The sequence below is a fragment of the Comamonas flocculans genome (assembly GCF_007954405.1).
Classification (GTDB): Bacteria; Pseudomonadota; Gammaproteobacteria; order Burkholderiales; family Burkholderiaceae_C; genus Comamonas_C; species Comamonas_C flocculans.
In genome coordinates, this window is record NZ_CP042344.1 from 162,968 (window position 1) to 177,446 (window position 14,479).

The following is a 14,479-nucleotide window of genomic DNA, read 5'->3' on the forward strand; positions in this document are numbered from 1 at the left end:
AAGCTCTGAACCCATGCGCAAATTCCTCGCCCTCTCGCGCTCCACCCACGGCATCCTGGACATCGCCATGCCCGGCTTTGCCGCCCTGCTCTGGCTGGGCGCCTTCCCGCCGCTGACCGTGCTGGGCGTGGCCCTGCTCACCGCCGTGGCCGGCTACACCGCCATCTACGCGCTCAACGACCTGGTCGGCGTCAAGGCCGACCGCGAGAAATTCGCCGGCAACGGCATCAACCCCGGCTACTCCGTCGAAGCCTCCGCCCTGCGCTACCCCATCGCCCAGGGCAAGCTCGGCTTTGCCCCCGCCATGCTCTGGTTCGCGCTCTGGTACCTCGTGGCCCTGGCCGGAGCCTGGTGGCTCAACCCGCGGCTCGTGCCCATCGTGCTCGCCGCCCCGGTGCTGGAGACGCTCTACTGCAAACTGCTCAAGGTCGGCTGGTGGCGCGTGTTCGTCAGCGGCATCGTCAAGGCACTGGGGCCGATAGCCGCCGTGCTGGTCGTGGTGCCCCGGCCCGACCCCGGCCTGCTCGCCCTCATGCTCGCCTGGCTCATGTGCTGGGAAATCGGCGGCCAGAACATCCCTGCCGACTGGAACGACGTCGAAGAAGACCGCCGCGTCGGTGCCCAAACCATCCCCCTCGTCTTCGGCCCGCGCATCGCCGGCGCCGCCGTGCTCCTGGCCCTGCTGGCCACCACCGCCCTGAGCCTGGCCCTGCCCGTGATGTCGCCCCTGCCCCTGGGCTGGCCCTACCTCGCCGCCACACTGGCCGCCGCGGTCTACCTGCTGCTCCTGCCCGGCCTGCACCTGACCCGCACCCACGCCCCGCGCGCCGCCGCCCGCCTGTTCGACCGCGCCAGCCTCTACCCACTGGCGCAGCTGTGCATCATCACGCTGTTCGTGCTTGCCAAGGCCTGGAGCTGAAAAGACGGCACAAGCAGGCCGATGAAAAAGGCCGAACCGCAAGCGCTGCGATCCGGCCCTCTTTCAGGCGTCAATCGCCTCCGTGCGATTCACGCGTGCCCCATCAGCTCGCGATGCGGCGACAAGCCATTCTTCGCTCTTCGCCCAAAGCCGCCTGGCCCTGTCCGCATCGAGCGCATAGGACTTGACTCCGTCGGCAAAAGGGTTGGGCGTATCGTCGAGCGGCGCGACGGCGCAGTCTTCAAGATAGCTGCCGCCGATTGCCTCCTTGTCCGCCACCACAGCTGCTCAGGCCGACGTTGCTGCCGCCCGCGCGACCTCCTTCAACTCGGCTGGCGCAAGACCCGCGTCGGCGCGTGCCTTGGCAACCGATTCGAACAACCCCTGCAACTGTACGTCGGAGAAATGCGCCACCAGACCGGTGAAACTGTTCCCGGGCATCACGGACACGGCGCGAACACCACGGCCGCGGTGGCGTCGGTCAAATTCCACGGCAAAAAGCGCACACGCCGTCTTTGATCGGCCATAGGCGACCCAGGGGTCGTAATCCTGGTGCTCGAAATCCGGATCTTCCAGATCGACATCGGCAATGCGGTGCGCCTGCGATGAAACCACCACCAGACGCCCGCCATCCTTGAGCAGCGCCTCGATCTGGTTGATCAAGGAAAAATGCCCCAGATAGTTGATGCCGAATTGCGTCTCGAAACCCTCGGCCGTGTGCCCCCTTGGCGTGGCCATGACCCCCGCGTTGGCGATGATGACATCGAACGGCTGACCGTCACCGAGCAGCGTGTCCGCGCAGGCGCGAACGCTTTGCAGCGAGGCCAGATCGAGCTCGACGACTTGCAGGCCGCCGCCACCCTGCGCGGCCGCATCGCGGGTCGAGTCCCGGGCATGGGCGGCTTCGGCCGGGTTGCGGACGGTGCCGACGACGCTGGCGCCATGGGCCACCAGAGCGCGAGCGGTTTCCAGGCCGATGCCCGACGAGACCCCCGTGATGAAAAACCGCTTGGCCTTCAGGTCCACACCGGCGAGCACTTCATCGATGGTCGATTTCGCACCAAATTTCTTGGTCATTTTCTGCCTTTGATTCCAGCTGTTGAAAAACTGTCAGATCCCAGCGCCACCGGCAACGTCCAGCACGCCGCCGGTGATGTAGCCGCCGTTCGGCCCCGCAAGAAAACAGACCAGGGCGGAGACCTCGTCGAGCGTCGCGATGCGGCGAATGGGAAGGAGATCGAGAAGTTCGGCGGGGGCCACCGTGCTGCCGAAGACGGCCGCCATCATGTCGGTGGGCATGGCACCGGGCTGAACCACGTTGACGGTGATGTTGCGCCGCCCCAGATCGCGGGCGACACCCCGCGCATAGCCGTTGATCGCGGCCTTGCTCCCCGCATAGTCCGCCACGCCGGGAATCAGGGCGTGGGTGCCATTGAGCGAGCCGATGAAGATGATGCGCCCACCATCGCAAAGCCGGGGCGCCGCCGCGCGGGTGGTCGCTACCACGCCCATGACGTTGACTTGCCACTGATGGTCGAGCGCGGCCGCGTCGAGGGCGGGATCGTCCACCCTCTGCCCGTTCGCGACGATCGCCGCATTGTTCACGAGGATGTCAAGCTGGCCGAAGTGCGCCACCACCTTTTCCACCAGCGGCCTGGCGGCGGCCATGTCGGCTTGGTCGCTCTGCAGCGCGAGTGCCCGCACGCCCAGGGCCTCCAGCTTGCGGACCACGGCCTCGGCCTTCGTGGCGGACGCCACGTAGCTGATTGCCACGTCCGCTCCTTCCCGTGCGAGCGCGAGCGCAATGGCTGCCCCCAGTCCGCGCGAGCCGCCGGTGACCAGCGCAACTTTGCCCCGCAATGAATTCTGCGATTCGTGCATGAAAAAACTTTCGTAGTGTGTTGATGGCGTCACGCCGCCACGATGCGCCGGGCCCGGGCCAGGTTCACGATCAGCTCGTCCCGGCTCTGGCCCTCAAATGCGGCCGTCCAGGCGGGTTGGCCTGGCGCACTGCGCCAGGCCTCGCTGAGCGGGCCGTTGTCAACGGTGTCGAAGCCAAACTGGTCGTACAGGCGTGCTGCCAACTGGATCGCTTCGGGAAAGTTGCTGGAGATGGGCAAGGCCCAGCGCCCCGGGGCGCCCGGCGGCCTGCCGACAGTGGTGATGCGGGGCGCCTGGATGAGCGAGAAGGCCTGGACCACCTTCGAAGAAGGAAGATGTTCCTGACGCAGCTCATGGACGGTCTTTCGACCGGCGTCGATCTCGGGAAAATGGCCATCCCGCCAGCTCATGTAGTTGTTGGTATCGAGCACGACCTTTGCCGCCAGCGCGGCCGCAGGCAAGTCGTTGACCCTCTTGAGGGGAACAGCTACCACGACGAAATCGCCCGCCTCGGCCACATCGGCCGCCCAGGCGGCACGTGCGGATGGCCCCAGCGCACTGATCAGCGGCGCCAAGGTTTGCGGGCCGCGCGAATTGGCGATGGCGACCCGATAACCCTGAGCGATGGCGGCACGCGCGATCTGGCTGCCCATCTCGCCTGCGCCGATGATTCCGATGGTTGTCATTGGAAGTGACTTCAAGCAATAACGTAATGATCGGTATGATAACGATCGGTATGATAGTTGTCAAGAGACTTCGTACCGACGAGCAAACTTGGAAGTCACGGGACTGGACTGATGGGACGCCCTCGCGAATTTGATGTGGAAGAAGCGCTTGACGCCGCGCTTTGCGTCTTCTGGCGCAAGGGCTACCAGGGGGCCTCGTACACCGACCTGACCGAGGCGACCGGCGTGGAACGGCCTGCCCTGTATTCGGCGTTCGGGAACAAGGAGGCGCTCTTTCGCCGAGCGCTCGAGCGCTATTACGAGCACTATCTGGACTTCATTCCTGCAGCGCTGCAGTTGCCGACCTCGCGAGAGGTGGCAGCGCACATCCTGCACAGCGCGGCCGAACTCAACACCCGCTATCCGGACCACACCGGATGTCTTGGCGTCCTTGGCGATTTAGCGGGCTCGGACGACGCGGAGCCGATCCGGCGCGCCCTGGTGCAAGCCCGCGCAGACGGGGAGGCAGCGCTGCGCGAGCGCTTCGAACGGGCCCGACAACAGGGAGATCTGCCCGAAGCTGCCGACGCGGCGGTACTGGCCGCCTACGTCTGCACCGTGCTTCACGGGATCGCTGTCCAGGCCAAGGCCGGCTTCAGCCGAGAAAAGCTGGAAGCCATTGCCGAGCAGGCGCTTTCCACCTGGCCAGAGCGCGGAGCCTGAAGAGAGCCGGACAACGATCCGGTATCGGCTCCGCGCATGACGGGTGTGACTCAAGTGCTCGCAAATTGGTATCAACTCAACGCTTCAATGCTGCTGGGCATGGAGCGTTGGCGGAAGTATTTCCGCCGCCTGTCAGGCCGGCGTCAACGAGGCTGTCCAGGGGTCAGGCCAACCCTGGGATCAAGACCATATATGTCTCATATAAAATTATGAAACTCTAAAATATGAGACAATCTGTTGAACTCAAATGAGCGCAGCCGCCAACCAGGAGAGCCCAGATGCAGTTGTCCCCTTCCGAGAGTCGCGAGCCTACCAACCAATCCCCCACATTCACCGGCAATCTGTATAAGGCAGATGTCGCGATCCAGCAGGCCGTGCAACGCACAGGTGCCGCATGGGCCCGTGAACGCCTCGATGCCCTTGGCGCACAGGCAGGCAGCGAGCATGTCCAAGAGTTGGCCAAGGCCGCCAACGATCACAAGCCCGAGTTGCGTAGCCATGACCGGCAAGGTCATCGCATCGACGTCGTCGACTTCCATCCTTCGTGGCACGAGCTCATGCAAATGAGCTACGAGTCTGCAGTGCACTCATCCGCCTGGCTTGCCGAAGGCCGAGAAGGAGCACACACTGCTCGAGCCGCCATGGCCTACACGTGGCACCAGGCGGAGAACGGTGTCTGCTGTCCGCTGGCCATGAGCTTTGCGGCCGTGCCGGCGCTACGCAAGGAGCCCGAGCTTGCGAAATTCTGGGAGCCCAAGATCATCGAGCCCGGGTATGACGCCCGCCGGATTCCGGGGTACGAGAAGGCAGCTTGCACCATCGGCATGGCCATGACGGAGAAGCAGGGCGGTTCGGACCTGCGCGCCACCCGTACCTATGCAGTGCCGGTTGGCCGTAGCGACCTGGGCAACGAATACCGTATCACCGGTCACAAATGGTTTTGCTCCGCTCCCATGAGCGACGTATTCCTCACATTGGCACAAACCGAGCATGGGGTCTCTTGCTTCTTGGTTCCCCGCCTGATGCCAGACGGAAGCCGCAACCCGTTTCACATCCAGCGGCTCAAGGACAAGGTGGGAAACCGCTCGAACGCGTCCAGCGAAATCGAGTACGACAACACCCGCGGCTACCTGGTCGGACCCGAAGGCAAGGGCATCTCCGTGATTCTCGAAATGGGCCATCTGACGCGGTTGGACGTGACGCTGGGCTCGGCCGGCATCATGCGTCGTGCCTTGACCGAAGCCATCAACCATACGCGCCATCGCCGAGCGTTCAAACGTCTGCTGGCTGCGCAGCCGCTCATGCAATCCACCTTGGCTGACATGGCCATCGAAAGCGAGGCTTCTACTCTTCTGGCCATGCGCGCGGCACAAGCTACAGACAGGGCCGAGAAAAACGAATCAGAACGCCTGCTGGCTCGCATTCTGGTGCCTGCGGCCAAGTACCTCGTATGCAAGCGCACTCCGTACTTCGTGACCGAGGCCCTGGAAAGCATCGGTGGCAACGGTTTCGTCGAAGAGACCATCACTGCTCGCCTCTACCGCGAAGCGCCGTTGAACGGCCTTTGGGAGGGCTCTGGCAATGTCATCTGCCTGGACGTTCTTCGTGCACTGCGCCGCGAACCCCACACGCGTGAGGCACTTGTCAACGAGCTGAAGGCCGGGCTGAAGGGCGACCGCCTGTCCGCGTCGCTTGTGCGCGACATGGAGGCCTTGATTGATGACGCCCTTGCCGACGAACGCCTGGGGCGCGAGCTGACGGAGCGTCTTGCAGTTGCACTGCAGCTTTCACTCCTTCGTCAGCACTCGCCAGGTTTCATGGCCGACGCCTTTGCTGGCTCCCGCCTTGGAGCTCGCTCACAACTGACCTACGGCACGACAAATTTCTCCGGCACGTCCGCTGTCGAGATTCTGGAGCGCTCTCTACCCTGCGAAGCCAGCGACGCAGGGATGAAGCAGGCTGCCTGAGAGTGCCGGCTCAATCCAATTGGCTCACCCCGGCCGATTGCATCGACGAGAAAAGCACCCGCTGTTCATGGCCAGAGCCGTTTTGACCAAGCCGATGGCGAGCATTGCTGGCGCCATCGACTTGCCTCTCGATCCCGTTGCAAATCGGGCGCTCAAGCCAGAAGCGAGCCGCAGCAGCATCAAGAGAAGAGAAAGCTCCGCCAAAGCTTGTGGCCGATATCGTCATAGGTCTTCATGTGCTCAATCATGGACCGGCGCAGTTCGACATCCACCAGCTCCTGGGGCAGAAGAGGGTCCAGGACAATGTCGCGGATGACCGCGCGGCCGCAGGTCAGGGTTTCGACCAACCCGTCTTCAGCAGTCAGCTTGTTGAGGTTCTGCATGCTGGTTTCCAGCATCTTCACATTGCTGGCGTACTTCTTTTCCAGATGCTCTGGCTTCCACAGCTTTCTGGCCTTGGTGTCCAATCCCTTCTCAAACTCGGAAGCGACCATCAGGTGGGCATGAGGATGGAGACCAAGCTGGCACAGTTCGTCGCGGACGCCCAAGCCCGCCCTCAAATTGGCCGGACGAACCCAGAACGACGGGAGCAGCTCTCGAAAGCCCCTGAATCTCAGTGCCTGCTCATGGCGGTTCAACTGGGTTCGTTCACCCCGGCTTACAGCGGCGCCAAGCATGCAGAGCCAGCTGCGATCCCAAGGGACAATCCGGATCTCGGCGGGGCGCCAGTCGACGATCGCACGGTGCACAGTGCCAGTACGGCGCGCACTCATGTAGTTGCCGCGGGACGTGTTCTGGATCTTCTTCTCGGCCGAGAGGCGCCCCAGCGCGACGCGGATTCCCCGCTCAGTCACACCAAACAAGACGCCAGCACGCAACAGCGCCTGAACAGAGACCTCCTCCTCAGGGAAAGCGGACAGTAGCGTCGTGATGAGCGTAGGCGCGACGAGATGGGTCTGTAGCTTCTTTCCAGCGGTTGCCATCCTGGCCTCTAGTTTGTTCCAGTGTGCTCTTCCTGCACGTCGACGGCACGAAGGGCGAGAAATGCCACCGTAGTGCCACCAGGGCGCGCCAGAAACACGAAAGCCCCTGAGTCAGGGGCTCTTGTGTCCTTGATTGGCAAGGAAATTCTGGTCGGGGTGAGAGGATTCGAACCTCCGGCCTCTACGTCCCGAACCATAACCTATCACTCCAGGAGCCACACCTCGCGATGGTTGTTCCTAGTGAAAGCGTCGTTTTTCACCCATTTCCATTGATTTCTACCGTCTTCCAAACGGCGGAACTGGAACAGAATTGGAACAGAAAACTGCGCTAGCGGCACTAGTGTAGCAACCTCTGCACTGAGCATGTAACGTTGACCGTGACCCTGCACACGGATTTCCAACCGTTCGGTTACAGAGAGCCGGTATGAGGAATGGACTTGGACTTGAAGTTGGACTTGGACTTGACCCCATCCCACGGACAGGTATTGGCTTGATTCTCAAGCCGTCTCGGGTGCAGGGTTATCCACGGCGGCGTGCTGGACTTGACCCCATCCCACGGACAGGTATTGGCTTGATTCTCAAGCCGTCTCGGGTGCAGGGTTATCCACGGCGGCGTGCGTCGCTTGCGACGAACGCAAAGCCGCGGTGGGTAACCCGGTGCTGGGGGCGCGATCGTTGTTCGCCACGAATGTCTCCTCGAATTTGATGGGGGAGAGATAGCCAAGGGACGAATGCAGCCGGCGCGGGTTGTACCAGCCCTCGATCCAGGTAAACAGCGCCGTCCTGGCTTCGGCCTTGGTCTTGAAGCTGCGCCGATTGATCAGTTCGCACTCGAGCGTGGCAAAGAAACTCTCTGCCATGGCGTTGTCATACGCATCGCCCACCGTGCCCATGGATGGGCGCACCCCCATCTCTGTGCAACGATTGCCAAAGGCAATGCTGGTGTACTGGCTGCCCTGATCGGAGTGATGAATGACCGAATCCGGGCGCCTGATATGCAGCGCCATGTTCAACGCCGAGATCACCAGATCGGCCGTCATCCTCTCACCCATGGCCCAGCCCACCACCTTGCGGCTGAAGGCATCGAGCACCATGGCCAGGTACACGAACCCCGTCCAGGTGGGCACGTAGGTCATGTCGGCCACCCACAGCTGGTTGGGTGCGTCGGCGCGAAAGCGCCGGTTGACCAGATCGGGGGCGGGGCGTTGACGTTTATCGCCCTCGGTCGTCACCACAAAGCTCCTGCGCCGGCTCACGCCGCGCAGCCCCGCTTGTCGCATCAGCCGGGCGATGCGTTTGCGGCTGGCGCTGTGGCCTTCGGCCCTCAGTTGTGCGCGCACGCGTGGCATGCCGTAGGTGCCGTCTGACGCCTGATGCACCTGGAGAATTTGCTCGGCAAGACGTGCGTTGGCCGTCTGCCGGGCACTGGGGCGGCGCCCCAGCCAATCGTGGTAACCGCTGCTGGACACACCCAGCACCCGGCACATGGTGCGTAGGGGGAAACGGCTCTTGGTGTCGGCCTGGTTTGCGCTCATGAGTTCGTAGACGCGGTGAACGTCTTGTCGTGTCTGGCGGCAAACCAGGCCGTAGCCTTTACCAGGATATCGCGCTCCTGCTCCACTTGACGCAGCCTGCGGCGCAGGCGTACCAGCTCTTCACGCTCGGCCGTGCTCAGGCCTTCCTTGCCGGGCAGTGCTGTGCCGTGATCGCGTGCGTCTTGCGCCACCCAGTTGGAGATGGTCTGTGCGGTGACGCCGAACTCACGCGAGAGCTCAGCGGGCGTGCGCCCAGAGTGGGCGAGCTCCAGGATTTGTTGTCGAAATGCCGCTGGATACGGCGGGCGGGTTCTGGGCATTGCGGACTCCTTTGATCCAAACGGTAAGGTGTCCGTGAAAAAGGGGCAACTTCAAGTCCACAATGTCGCTTTGGTTTCGCCAGCATGTGCACGAAGTGCTTGGTGCTGTAGGCCAAACAATTGCGTGACCGTTTTTTGCACCGCATAGTTGTACCAATCGCGCACCTGCGTCTGCCGTTCCTCAAACGCGCGCTCGCCGGGCGAGCGCCTGGTGAAAAAGAGATACGCGTAAGCGTGCCGAGCCGTCTCGATCCAGGCGGAAGTAGAAACGATGCGACTATTTGGGACTGCCGTCGAGATCGACATGGCATGCTGCAACCAGAGTTCAGCCAGTGCCGACAGCCTCGTTTCGCCGTCCAAGTCCTTCATCATGGTCAACGCCTCGATGCAAGTGAGCGAGGTGTTCGTTGCGCAAACTCGCTCATCGAGCCCGGTCACGCGGATTGTCTGCAAGGTCGGTGCGCTGAGTTTGCCTCTGCCGAGGAGATCGCCGCGTCGTAGGGCAACGTATTCATCCGGCGTCATCGCGCGTACAGCGACAGAAGGTTTGAATTCACTGACGACCGCGCAACCACCAAGTGCAAACGCGGCGGTGATCACGATCAACCAACGCCAGAGAGATGCAAGGAGCATATGCCTCACGATCGAGAGCTGCGTACCGGCACTGCAGAATCATTACCTGAAACGAACGGAACATTGCCCGTGAAATTGCATTTCATACGCGGCTCCCTTCGCCCTGAACAAAAGCACGCTGGCGATGCGCCAAGATCAGTGCAATGGCGCATGAAGCTATTCGCGTGCGGCGCGAGTCCGAGCGACTGGTGAGCACAATCGGCACGCGCGCGCCCATCACGATCCCCGCGCTATCGGCTTGGCCCATGTATTCCAGTTGCTTGGCCAGCATGTTGCCGCTTTCCAGGTCGGGAACGACCAGGATGTCGGCTTGCCCGGCCACGGCGGACTTGATGCCCTTGACGCGCGCGGCATCGGGAGAGACGGCGTTATCAAAGGCCAGTGGCCCGTCGAGCACACCTCCGGTGATCTGGCCACGATCGGCCATCTTGCACAGTGCCGCAGCATCCAGGGTTGAAAGCATGCGCGGGTTGACGGTTTCGACCGCCGCCAGGATCGCCACCTTGGGCTCGGCAATGCCGATGGCGCGCGCCAAGTCGATGGCGTTGCGCACGATGTCGGCCTTGATTTCGAGCGTCGGAGCGATATTGATGGCGGCGTCGGTGATGATGAAGGGCCGTGGGTAGCTGGCCGTCTGCATGATGTAGCAGTGCGTCAATCTGCGCTCGGTGCGCAGGCAGGCTTCGGGCGCCAGGATGGCACCCAGGTACTCATCGCTGTGCAAGCTGCCTTTCATCAGCGCCTGCACCTCGCCCTTGCCAGCCAGCCGGGCGGCGGTGGCCGCTGCGGCGTGGCTGTGCGGCACATCGACGACCTCACTGTCTCCCAGTTCCAACCCCGTGTCGGCCGCAACGGCACGCAACTTGGCGAGCGGCGCCACCAATACTGGCGAGATGACGCCGGCATCGCGCGCGTCCAAGGCACCCCCCAAGCTGAGCGCGTCGCAAGGGTGCACCACCGCGGTGCGAACCGGGGCCATGGTTTTGACATGGGCGATAAGACGCTCGACACCACTTGGAGGATCGGCGCGAACGCCCTCAGGGGCTTGTTCATTCATGTGATTTCTTTGCCTTGCTTGCGCCAGTTGAACGCCAGCCTGACGTACCGATGTTGTCGCTGGCCTTCACTGGCGCCCGTGCGGCTGAAGATGGCGGGCCACCATCTCGGCTCGACTGGCGCACCAGCATTACCGGAACTGGCGCGATGCGCGCTACTTGCTCCGCATCGCTGCCCAGCAGCAGCCGGTTCATGCCGCGACGTCCGTGGGTGCCCAGGATGACCAGGTCGCAATCGTTGATCTCGGTCTGATGCGCGATCTGTTCCGACACGCGTTCGGTGCCGCTTTCAAGCAGCACCGTCTCTGTGGCAATTCCTTCCCGGCGGAGCCGACTCGCAGCCTCATCCAGCAACGTCTGGCCGGCTTTGAGGAAGCGTGGGCGGACATCCTTGATGGTAGACCTCGGGACGTTCGAAACCCGTGCTGTGGCGGGTTGGTTCGACGATATGCAGCAAGATCACGGTGGCGCCGCTCAGGCGTGCCAGTTCTGCCGCATGATCGAGCGCCAGGAAGGATGTGGGACTGCCGTCCAGCGGCACCAGAAATCGGGAATACATGGAACTCCTCCGGGAGGCGCTGACTGCCGCGCGGGAAACCGCCCGCAAGGGCTGCGGGCTCTCCCGACTCATGACATGTGCTGGCCACCGTTCATCGCCACGTTGCTGCCCGTCATGAAAGCAGCAGCGTCACTGGCGATGAAGGCCACCAGCGCCGCGATCTCATCCGGCTGGCCGAGGCGACCCACCGGAATCGCTTCGATGACCTTCTGGCGCACGTCCTCGCGCACCGCCATCACCATTTCGGTGGCCAGATAGCCCGGCGAGACGGTGTTGACCGTCACGCCCTTGCGTGCCACCTCCTGCGCCAGCGCCTTGGTGAAGCCATGCACGCCAGCCTTGGCCGCCGAGTAATTGGTCTGGCCGAACTGACCCTTGCTGCCGTTGATGGACGAGACGTTGACGATGCGCCCCCAGCCACGCTCCACCATCGGATCGATGAATGGCTTGGTGACATTGAACATGGAGTCCAGGTTGGTGCGCAGCACGGCGTCCCAGCCGGCCTTGTCCATCTTGCGCAGGGTCGCGTCGCGGGTGATGCCGGCGTTGTTCACCAGGATGTCAACGTGGTGGCCGTCCGCCTGAATCTGACGCGCCAAGGCCTGGGTCGATTCCCAGTCGCCGACATCGACGCCGTAGGCCGTGAACCGGTAGCCTTTGGTGTCCTGCGCGTCAAGCCAGGCGGCGACCTTCTCGTTGCCGGGCGTGTGCGTGATGATGACGCGGTGGCCCGCGTCGTCCAGCGCGCGGGCAATGGCCGCGCCAAGGCCGCGATTGCCGCCAGTGACCAGGGCGGTTCGTCCCGAACTGCTCATATGCGCCTCCTCACTTTTTGGCCTTGCCCTGAGGCGCGGCGCCTGGCGCAGTCCAGGGCTGCGTCCATTGCTGAAAAAACTGCGCGAAAGAGGCTGTGCCGCCGCTGGCGCCGAATACCTCGGAGACAGATGCCTGCCAGGTGGTCAGCGCTTCGCGCAGGCCATCGGCGAATGCCGCCTGGCTCTTGGCAGCAGCCCGGCCGACCGCCTGTGTGTCGCCCATACGGCCTTGGCACAGGCGCCAGAACACCTCGGACGGCAAGGTGGCAAGCGCCTGCCAGTCCGCTGCCTGTTGGAGGTTCTGGATGCGCGAGGTGGTCTCCAGCACGCCACCGGCACTGAGTTGCTGCATGGCTTCGAGCCAGTGGTGGCCGCTTTCTTGAAGCAAGCGGGTGATCTGAAGCTGCAACTCGGCATTGGCCTTGTAGAGTTGGATGGGCAGTTCGCTGTTCATGTCAATGCTCCACGGTCATGATGTGCCCCTCCGGGGCGGGTGTAGGCCATGGCTGCGCAACGGCCCGATGAAAGTTGAGGGTGTATTCTTGGCGATGTTTTGTCCTGTCATCGCATGGCCACATAGGTTCCCGGCGCATCGCCAAGCGGTGCTTGCGTCCCGCCCATGGCAGGCGGCGCGACGCGCCCGGCAGAGCGCTGGGCCAGCCATTGCTGCCATGCCGGCCACCAGGAGCCTTCGTTCATCGGGGTCTCGGCACGCCACAGTTGCGGATCGATATAGCGATCGCCGGCCGCACGGGTCGCAATCTGGAAGCTGCGCCGGGGGTGTCCCGGCTCGCTGACGACGCCGGCGTTGTGCCCCCCGCTGGTGAGAACAAAGGTCAGTTCCGCATCGCTGAGCAGGTGCATCTTGTACACGGACGGCCAGGGGGCGACGTGATCGCGCACCGTGCCGACGATGAACATGGGCACCTCGATGTCGGCCAGCGCCACGGGTCTCCCGCCGACGCGGTAGCGCCCCTCGGCCAGGTCGTTGTCCAGATACAGGCGCCGCAGGTACTCGCTGTGCATGCGGTACGGCATGCGGGTCACGTCGGCATTCCAGGCCATCAGGTCATTGAAGGTCTGACGCTCACCCAACAGGTATTCGCGCACCCGTCGCGACCAGATCAGGTCGCGTGAGTTGAGCATCTGGAACGCGCCAGCCATCTGCTTGCCGTCGAGATAGCCCTTGTCCCACATGCCGGCTTCCAGCCATGCCAGTTGACTGTCGTCGATGAAAAGCGCGATCTCGCCCGACTCGCGGAAATCAGTCTCCGATGCCAGCAGCGTCAGGCTTTGCAGACGCTCGTCGCCATCGCGCGCCATCGCGGCGGCGGCGATCGCGAGCAAGGTGCCGCCCAGGCAATAGCCGACCGCCTGCACCTTGCGTTCGGGCACGATGGCCGTGACCGCATCCAATGCGTCCATGACCCCCAGCCAGCGGTAGTCCTCCAGGCCGAGGTCACGATCGGCCGCCGTCGGGTTCTTCCATGAAAGGATGAACACCGTGTGCCCCTGATCGACCAGGTACTTCACCATCGAGTTGTGCGGCGACAGGTCGAGGATGTAGTACTTCATGATCCAGGACGGCACGATCAGTACCGGCTCCGCATGCACATCCGGCGTCGTGGGTGAGTACTGGATCAACTCGATCAGGTGGTTTCGAAACACCACCTTGCCTGGGGTGACCGCCACGTCCTTGCCGACCTCGAACCCTTCGACCCCTGCAGGCGCATCGTCGAGCGCGAGGCGCCTTGCATCTTCCAGAAAGTTCATGGCGCCGCGCCACAGGTTTGCGCCCCCGCTTTGCGTGATGGCGTGCAGCACCTCGGGGTTGGTCCAGATGAAATTCGAAGGCGACCACATGTCCAGCCACTGCCGCCCGGCGAAAGTGACCATGTTCTCGTGATGGCGCGACACGCCACGCACGCCCGTGGTGGCGTTGTGCCACCACTGCTGCTGCAGCAAAAAGCCCTGGTGAATCACGTTGAAGGGCCACTGCTGCCAAGCCGGGGCGGCAAAGCGCCGATCCTGCTCCAGCGGTTCGATGCAGGTCGGGCAGTCGTGCGCACTGGCAACGCGCAAGGCATAGCGCGCAAGGCGCTGCTGCTTGTGCAAACCCTTTTCGATCAAGCTGCGTTGCTTGCCTGGTGAAAGGCTCAGGTGCAACGCCCAGTCGTACCAGGCCAGCAGGCCGGCCGCCGGTGACAGCCCACCCGTGCTGCGCGCCCGCCAGGCGTTCGCAAGCGTATCCAGGGTGTCAGGGCGACAGGCTTCGGGCTGCGCCAGATCGGCCTTGCCGTGTGTTGCGACGTTGCTCATCTCCAACCCTTCATTTAGCGAGTAACATATTACTATCTTATCGCTTACAGGAAAAGTTGCAAGCCTTCCGCAGGGGCGCCAAATTTTTCAGCCACCCAAAGCTCA

General features: G+C 63.2%; 15 protein-coding genes and 1 pseudogene. 3 read left to right on the forward strand and 13 right to left on the reverse strand.

From position 1 onward, the window contains the following. Nucleotides 1-13 precede the first annotated feature (13 nt). Nucleotides 14-919, forward strand: a complete 906-nt coding sequence (locus FOZ74_RS00750) for a UbiA family prenyltransferase (RefSeq protein ID WP_146911214.1) — start codon at nt 14-16, stop codon at nt 917-919. A 63-nt stretch (nt 920-982) separates the two neighbouring features. Here FOZ74_RS00750 and FOZ74_RS16490 read toward each other — a convergent pair whose 3' ends face one another. Genes FOZ74_RS16490 through FOZ74_RS00765 form a run of 4 tightly spaced genes read right to left on the reverse strand, consistent with a single transcriptional unit; the run spans nt 983 to nt 3,486 of the window. Then, nucleotides 983-1,198 carry a hypothetical protein gene (locus tag FOZ74_RS16490; protein WP_349291073.1) on the reverse strand — a complete coding sequence of 72 codons (216 nt, stop codon included), beginning with the start codon at nt 1,196-1,198 and terminating at the stop codon, nt 983-985. Between the two features lie 9 nt (nt 1,199-1,207). Continuing rightward, complete coding sequence (locus tag FOZ74_RS00755; protein ID WP_349291074.1) at nt 1,208-1,996, reverse strand: SDR family NAD(P)-dependent oxidoreductase; 789 nt, start codon at nt 1,994-1,996, stop codon at nt 1,208-1,210. Between the two features lie 33 nt (nt 1,997-2,029). Further along, nucleotides 2,030-2,800 (reverse strand): SDR family NAD(P)-dependent oxidoreductase, encoded by a 771-nt coding sequence (locus FOZ74_RS00760; RefSeq protein ID WP_146911215.1) that lies wholly within the window; start codon nt 2,798-2,800, stop codon nt 2,030-2,032. A 29-nt stretch (nt 2,801-2,829) separates the two neighbouring features. Beyond that, nucleotides 2,830-3,486: an NADPH-dependent F420 reductase gene (locus FOZ74_RS00765; protein ID WP_146911216.1), complete on the reverse strand. Its 657-nt coding sequence runs from the start codon at nt 3,484-3,486 to the stop codon at nt 2,830-2,832. A 111-nt stretch (nt 3,487-3,597) separates the two neighbouring features. On the opposite strand from FOZ74_RS00765, the gene FOZ74_RS00770 reads away from it, so the two are divergent. Both FOZ74_RS00770 and FOZ74_RS00775 read left to right on the forward strand, forming a co-directional pair. Continuing rightward, on the forward strand, nt 3,598-4,188 hold the full coding sequence (locus FOZ74_RS00770) for a TetR/AcrR family transcriptional regulator (protein ID WP_146911217.1): 591 nt from the start codon (nt 3,598-3,600) through the stop codon (nt 4,186-4,188). 278 nt (nt 4,189-4,466) lie between these two features. Next, nucleotides 4,467-6,155, forward strand: coding sequence for an acyl-CoA dehydrogenase family protein (locus FOZ74_RS00775; RefSeq protein WP_146911218.1), 1,689 nt, complete (start codon nt 4,467-4,469; stop codon nt 6,153-6,155). A gap of 179 nt (nt 6,156-6,334) precedes the next feature. Here the strand turns inward: FOZ74_RS00775 and FOZ74_RS00780 are convergent, their stop codons facing one another. From FOZ74_RS00780 to FOZ74_RS00815, 9 genes and pseudogenes are all read right to left on the reverse strand, one after another. Further along, on the reverse strand, nt 6,335-7,138 hold the full coding sequence (locus tag FOZ74_RS00780) for a hypothetical protein (protein WP_146911219.1): 804 nt from the start codon (nt 7,136-7,138) through the stop codon (nt 6,335-6,337). 578 nt (nt 7,139-7,716) lie between these two features. Further along, nucleotides 7,717-8,993 (reverse strand): IS3 family transposase gene (locus FOZ74_RS00785; RefSeq protein WP_432417467.1). Its coding sequence is split into 2 segments (ribosomal slippage): nt 7,717-8,735 and nt 8,735-8,993, totalling 1,278 coding nucleotides; the frame shifts between segments, so codons are not numbered across the junction. A gap of 51 nt (nt 8,994-9,044) precedes the next feature. Next, complete coding sequence (locus FOZ74_RS00790) at nt 9,045-9,599, reverse strand: hypothetical protein (RefSeq protein ID WP_255437705.1); 555 nt, start codon at nt 9,597-9,599, stop codon at nt 9,045-9,047. Between the two features lie 109 nt (nt 9,600-9,708). Continuing rightward, nucleotides 9,709-10,743, reverse strand: a pseudogene (locus tag FOZ74_RS00795) (bifunctional enoyl-CoA hydratase/phosphate acetyltransferase); the annotation flags it as partial. Then, nucleotides 10,676-10,981 carry a universal stress protein gene (locus FOZ74_RS16175; protein ID WP_255437706.1) on the reverse strand — a complete coding sequence of 102 codons (306 nt, stop codon included), beginning with the start codon at nt 10,979-10,981 and terminating at the stop codon, nt 10,676-10,678. The gene FOZ74_RS16175 and the pseudogene FOZ74_RS00795, both read right to left, overlap by 68 nt. A gap of 43 nt (nt 10,982-11,024) precedes the next feature. Beyond that, the gene (locus FOZ74_RS16180) at nt 11,025-11,240 is read right to left on the reverse strand and encodes a universal stress protein (RefSeq protein WP_255437707.1); all 216 of its coding nucleotides are present in this window, start codon (nt 11,238-11,240) and stop codon (nt 11,025-11,027) included. A 68-nt stretch (nt 11,241-11,308) separates the two neighbouring features. Further along, a complete protein-coding gene (gene phbB, locus FOZ74_RS00805; protein ID WP_013519660.1) occupies nt 11,309-12,055 on the reverse strand; it encodes an acetoacetyl-CoA reductase in 747 nt (248 codons plus the stop codon). Nucleotides 12,056-12,065: 10 nt separating this feature from the next. Next, complete coding sequence (locus tag FOZ74_RS00810; RefSeq protein ID WP_013519661.1) at nt 12,066-12,509, reverse strand: hypothetical protein; 444 nt, start codon at nt 12,507-12,509, stop codon at nt 12,066-12,068. A 107-nt stretch (nt 12,510-12,616) separates the two neighbouring features. Next, nucleotides 12,617-14,374 carry a PHA/PHB synthase family protein gene (locus FOZ74_RS00815; RefSeq protein WP_015912935.1) on the reverse strand — a complete coding sequence of 586 codons (1,758 nt, stop codon included), beginning with the start codon at nt 14,372-14,374 and terminating at the stop codon, nt 12,617-12,619. Nucleotides 14,375-14,479: the final 105 nt, after the last annotated feature.

What these genes read in the sequence shown, in the direction of transcription:
- FOZ74_RS00750 (WP_146911214.1), top strand. Translation starts at nt 14, where the DNA reads ATGCGCAAATTCCTCGCCCTCTCGCGCTCCACCCACGGCATCCTGGAC.
- FOZ74_RS00755 (WP_349291074.1), bottom strand. Translation starts at nt 1,996, where the DNA reads ATGACCAAGAAATTTGGTGCGAAATCGACCATCGATGAAGTGCTCGCC.
- FOZ74_RS00760 (WP_146911215.1), bottom strand. Translation starts at nt 2,800, where the DNA reads ATGCACGAATCGCAGAATTCATTGCGGGGCAAAGTTGCGCTGGTCACC.
- FOZ74_RS00765 (WP_146911216.1), bottom strand. Translation starts at nt 3,486, where the DNA reads ATGACAACCATCGGAATCATCGGCGCAGGCGAGATGGGCAGCCAGATC.
- FOZ74_RS00770 (WP_146911217.1), top strand. Translation starts at nt 3,598, where the DNA reads ATGGGACGCCCTCGCGAATTTGATGTGGAAGAAGCGCTTGACGCCGCG.
- FOZ74_RS00775 (WP_146911218.1), top strand. Translation starts at nt 4,467, where the DNA reads ATGCAGTTGTCCCCTTCCGAGAGTCGCGAGCCTACCAACCAATCCCCC.
- FOZ74_RS00780 (WP_146911219.1), bottom strand. Translation starts at nt 7,138, where the DNA reads ATGGCAACCGCTGGAAAGAAGCTACAGACCCATCTCGTCGCGCCTACG.
- FOZ74_RS16180 (WP_255437707.1), bottom strand. Translation starts at nt 11,240, where the DNA reads ATGTATTCCCGATTTCTGGTGCCGCTGGACGGCAGTCCCACATCCTTC.
- phbB (WP_013519660.1), bottom strand. Translation starts at nt 12,055, where the DNA reads ATGAGCAGTTCGGGACGAACCGCCCTGGTCACTGGCGGCAATCGCGGC.
- FOZ74_RS00810 (WP_013519661.1), bottom strand. Translation starts at nt 12,509, where the DNA reads ATGAACAGCGAACTGCCCATCCAACTCTACAAGGCCAATGCCGAGTTG.
- FOZ74_RS00815 (WP_015912935.1), bottom strand. Translation starts at nt 14,374, where the DNA reads ATGAGCAACGTCGCAACACACGGCAAGGCCGATCTGGCGCAGCCCGAA.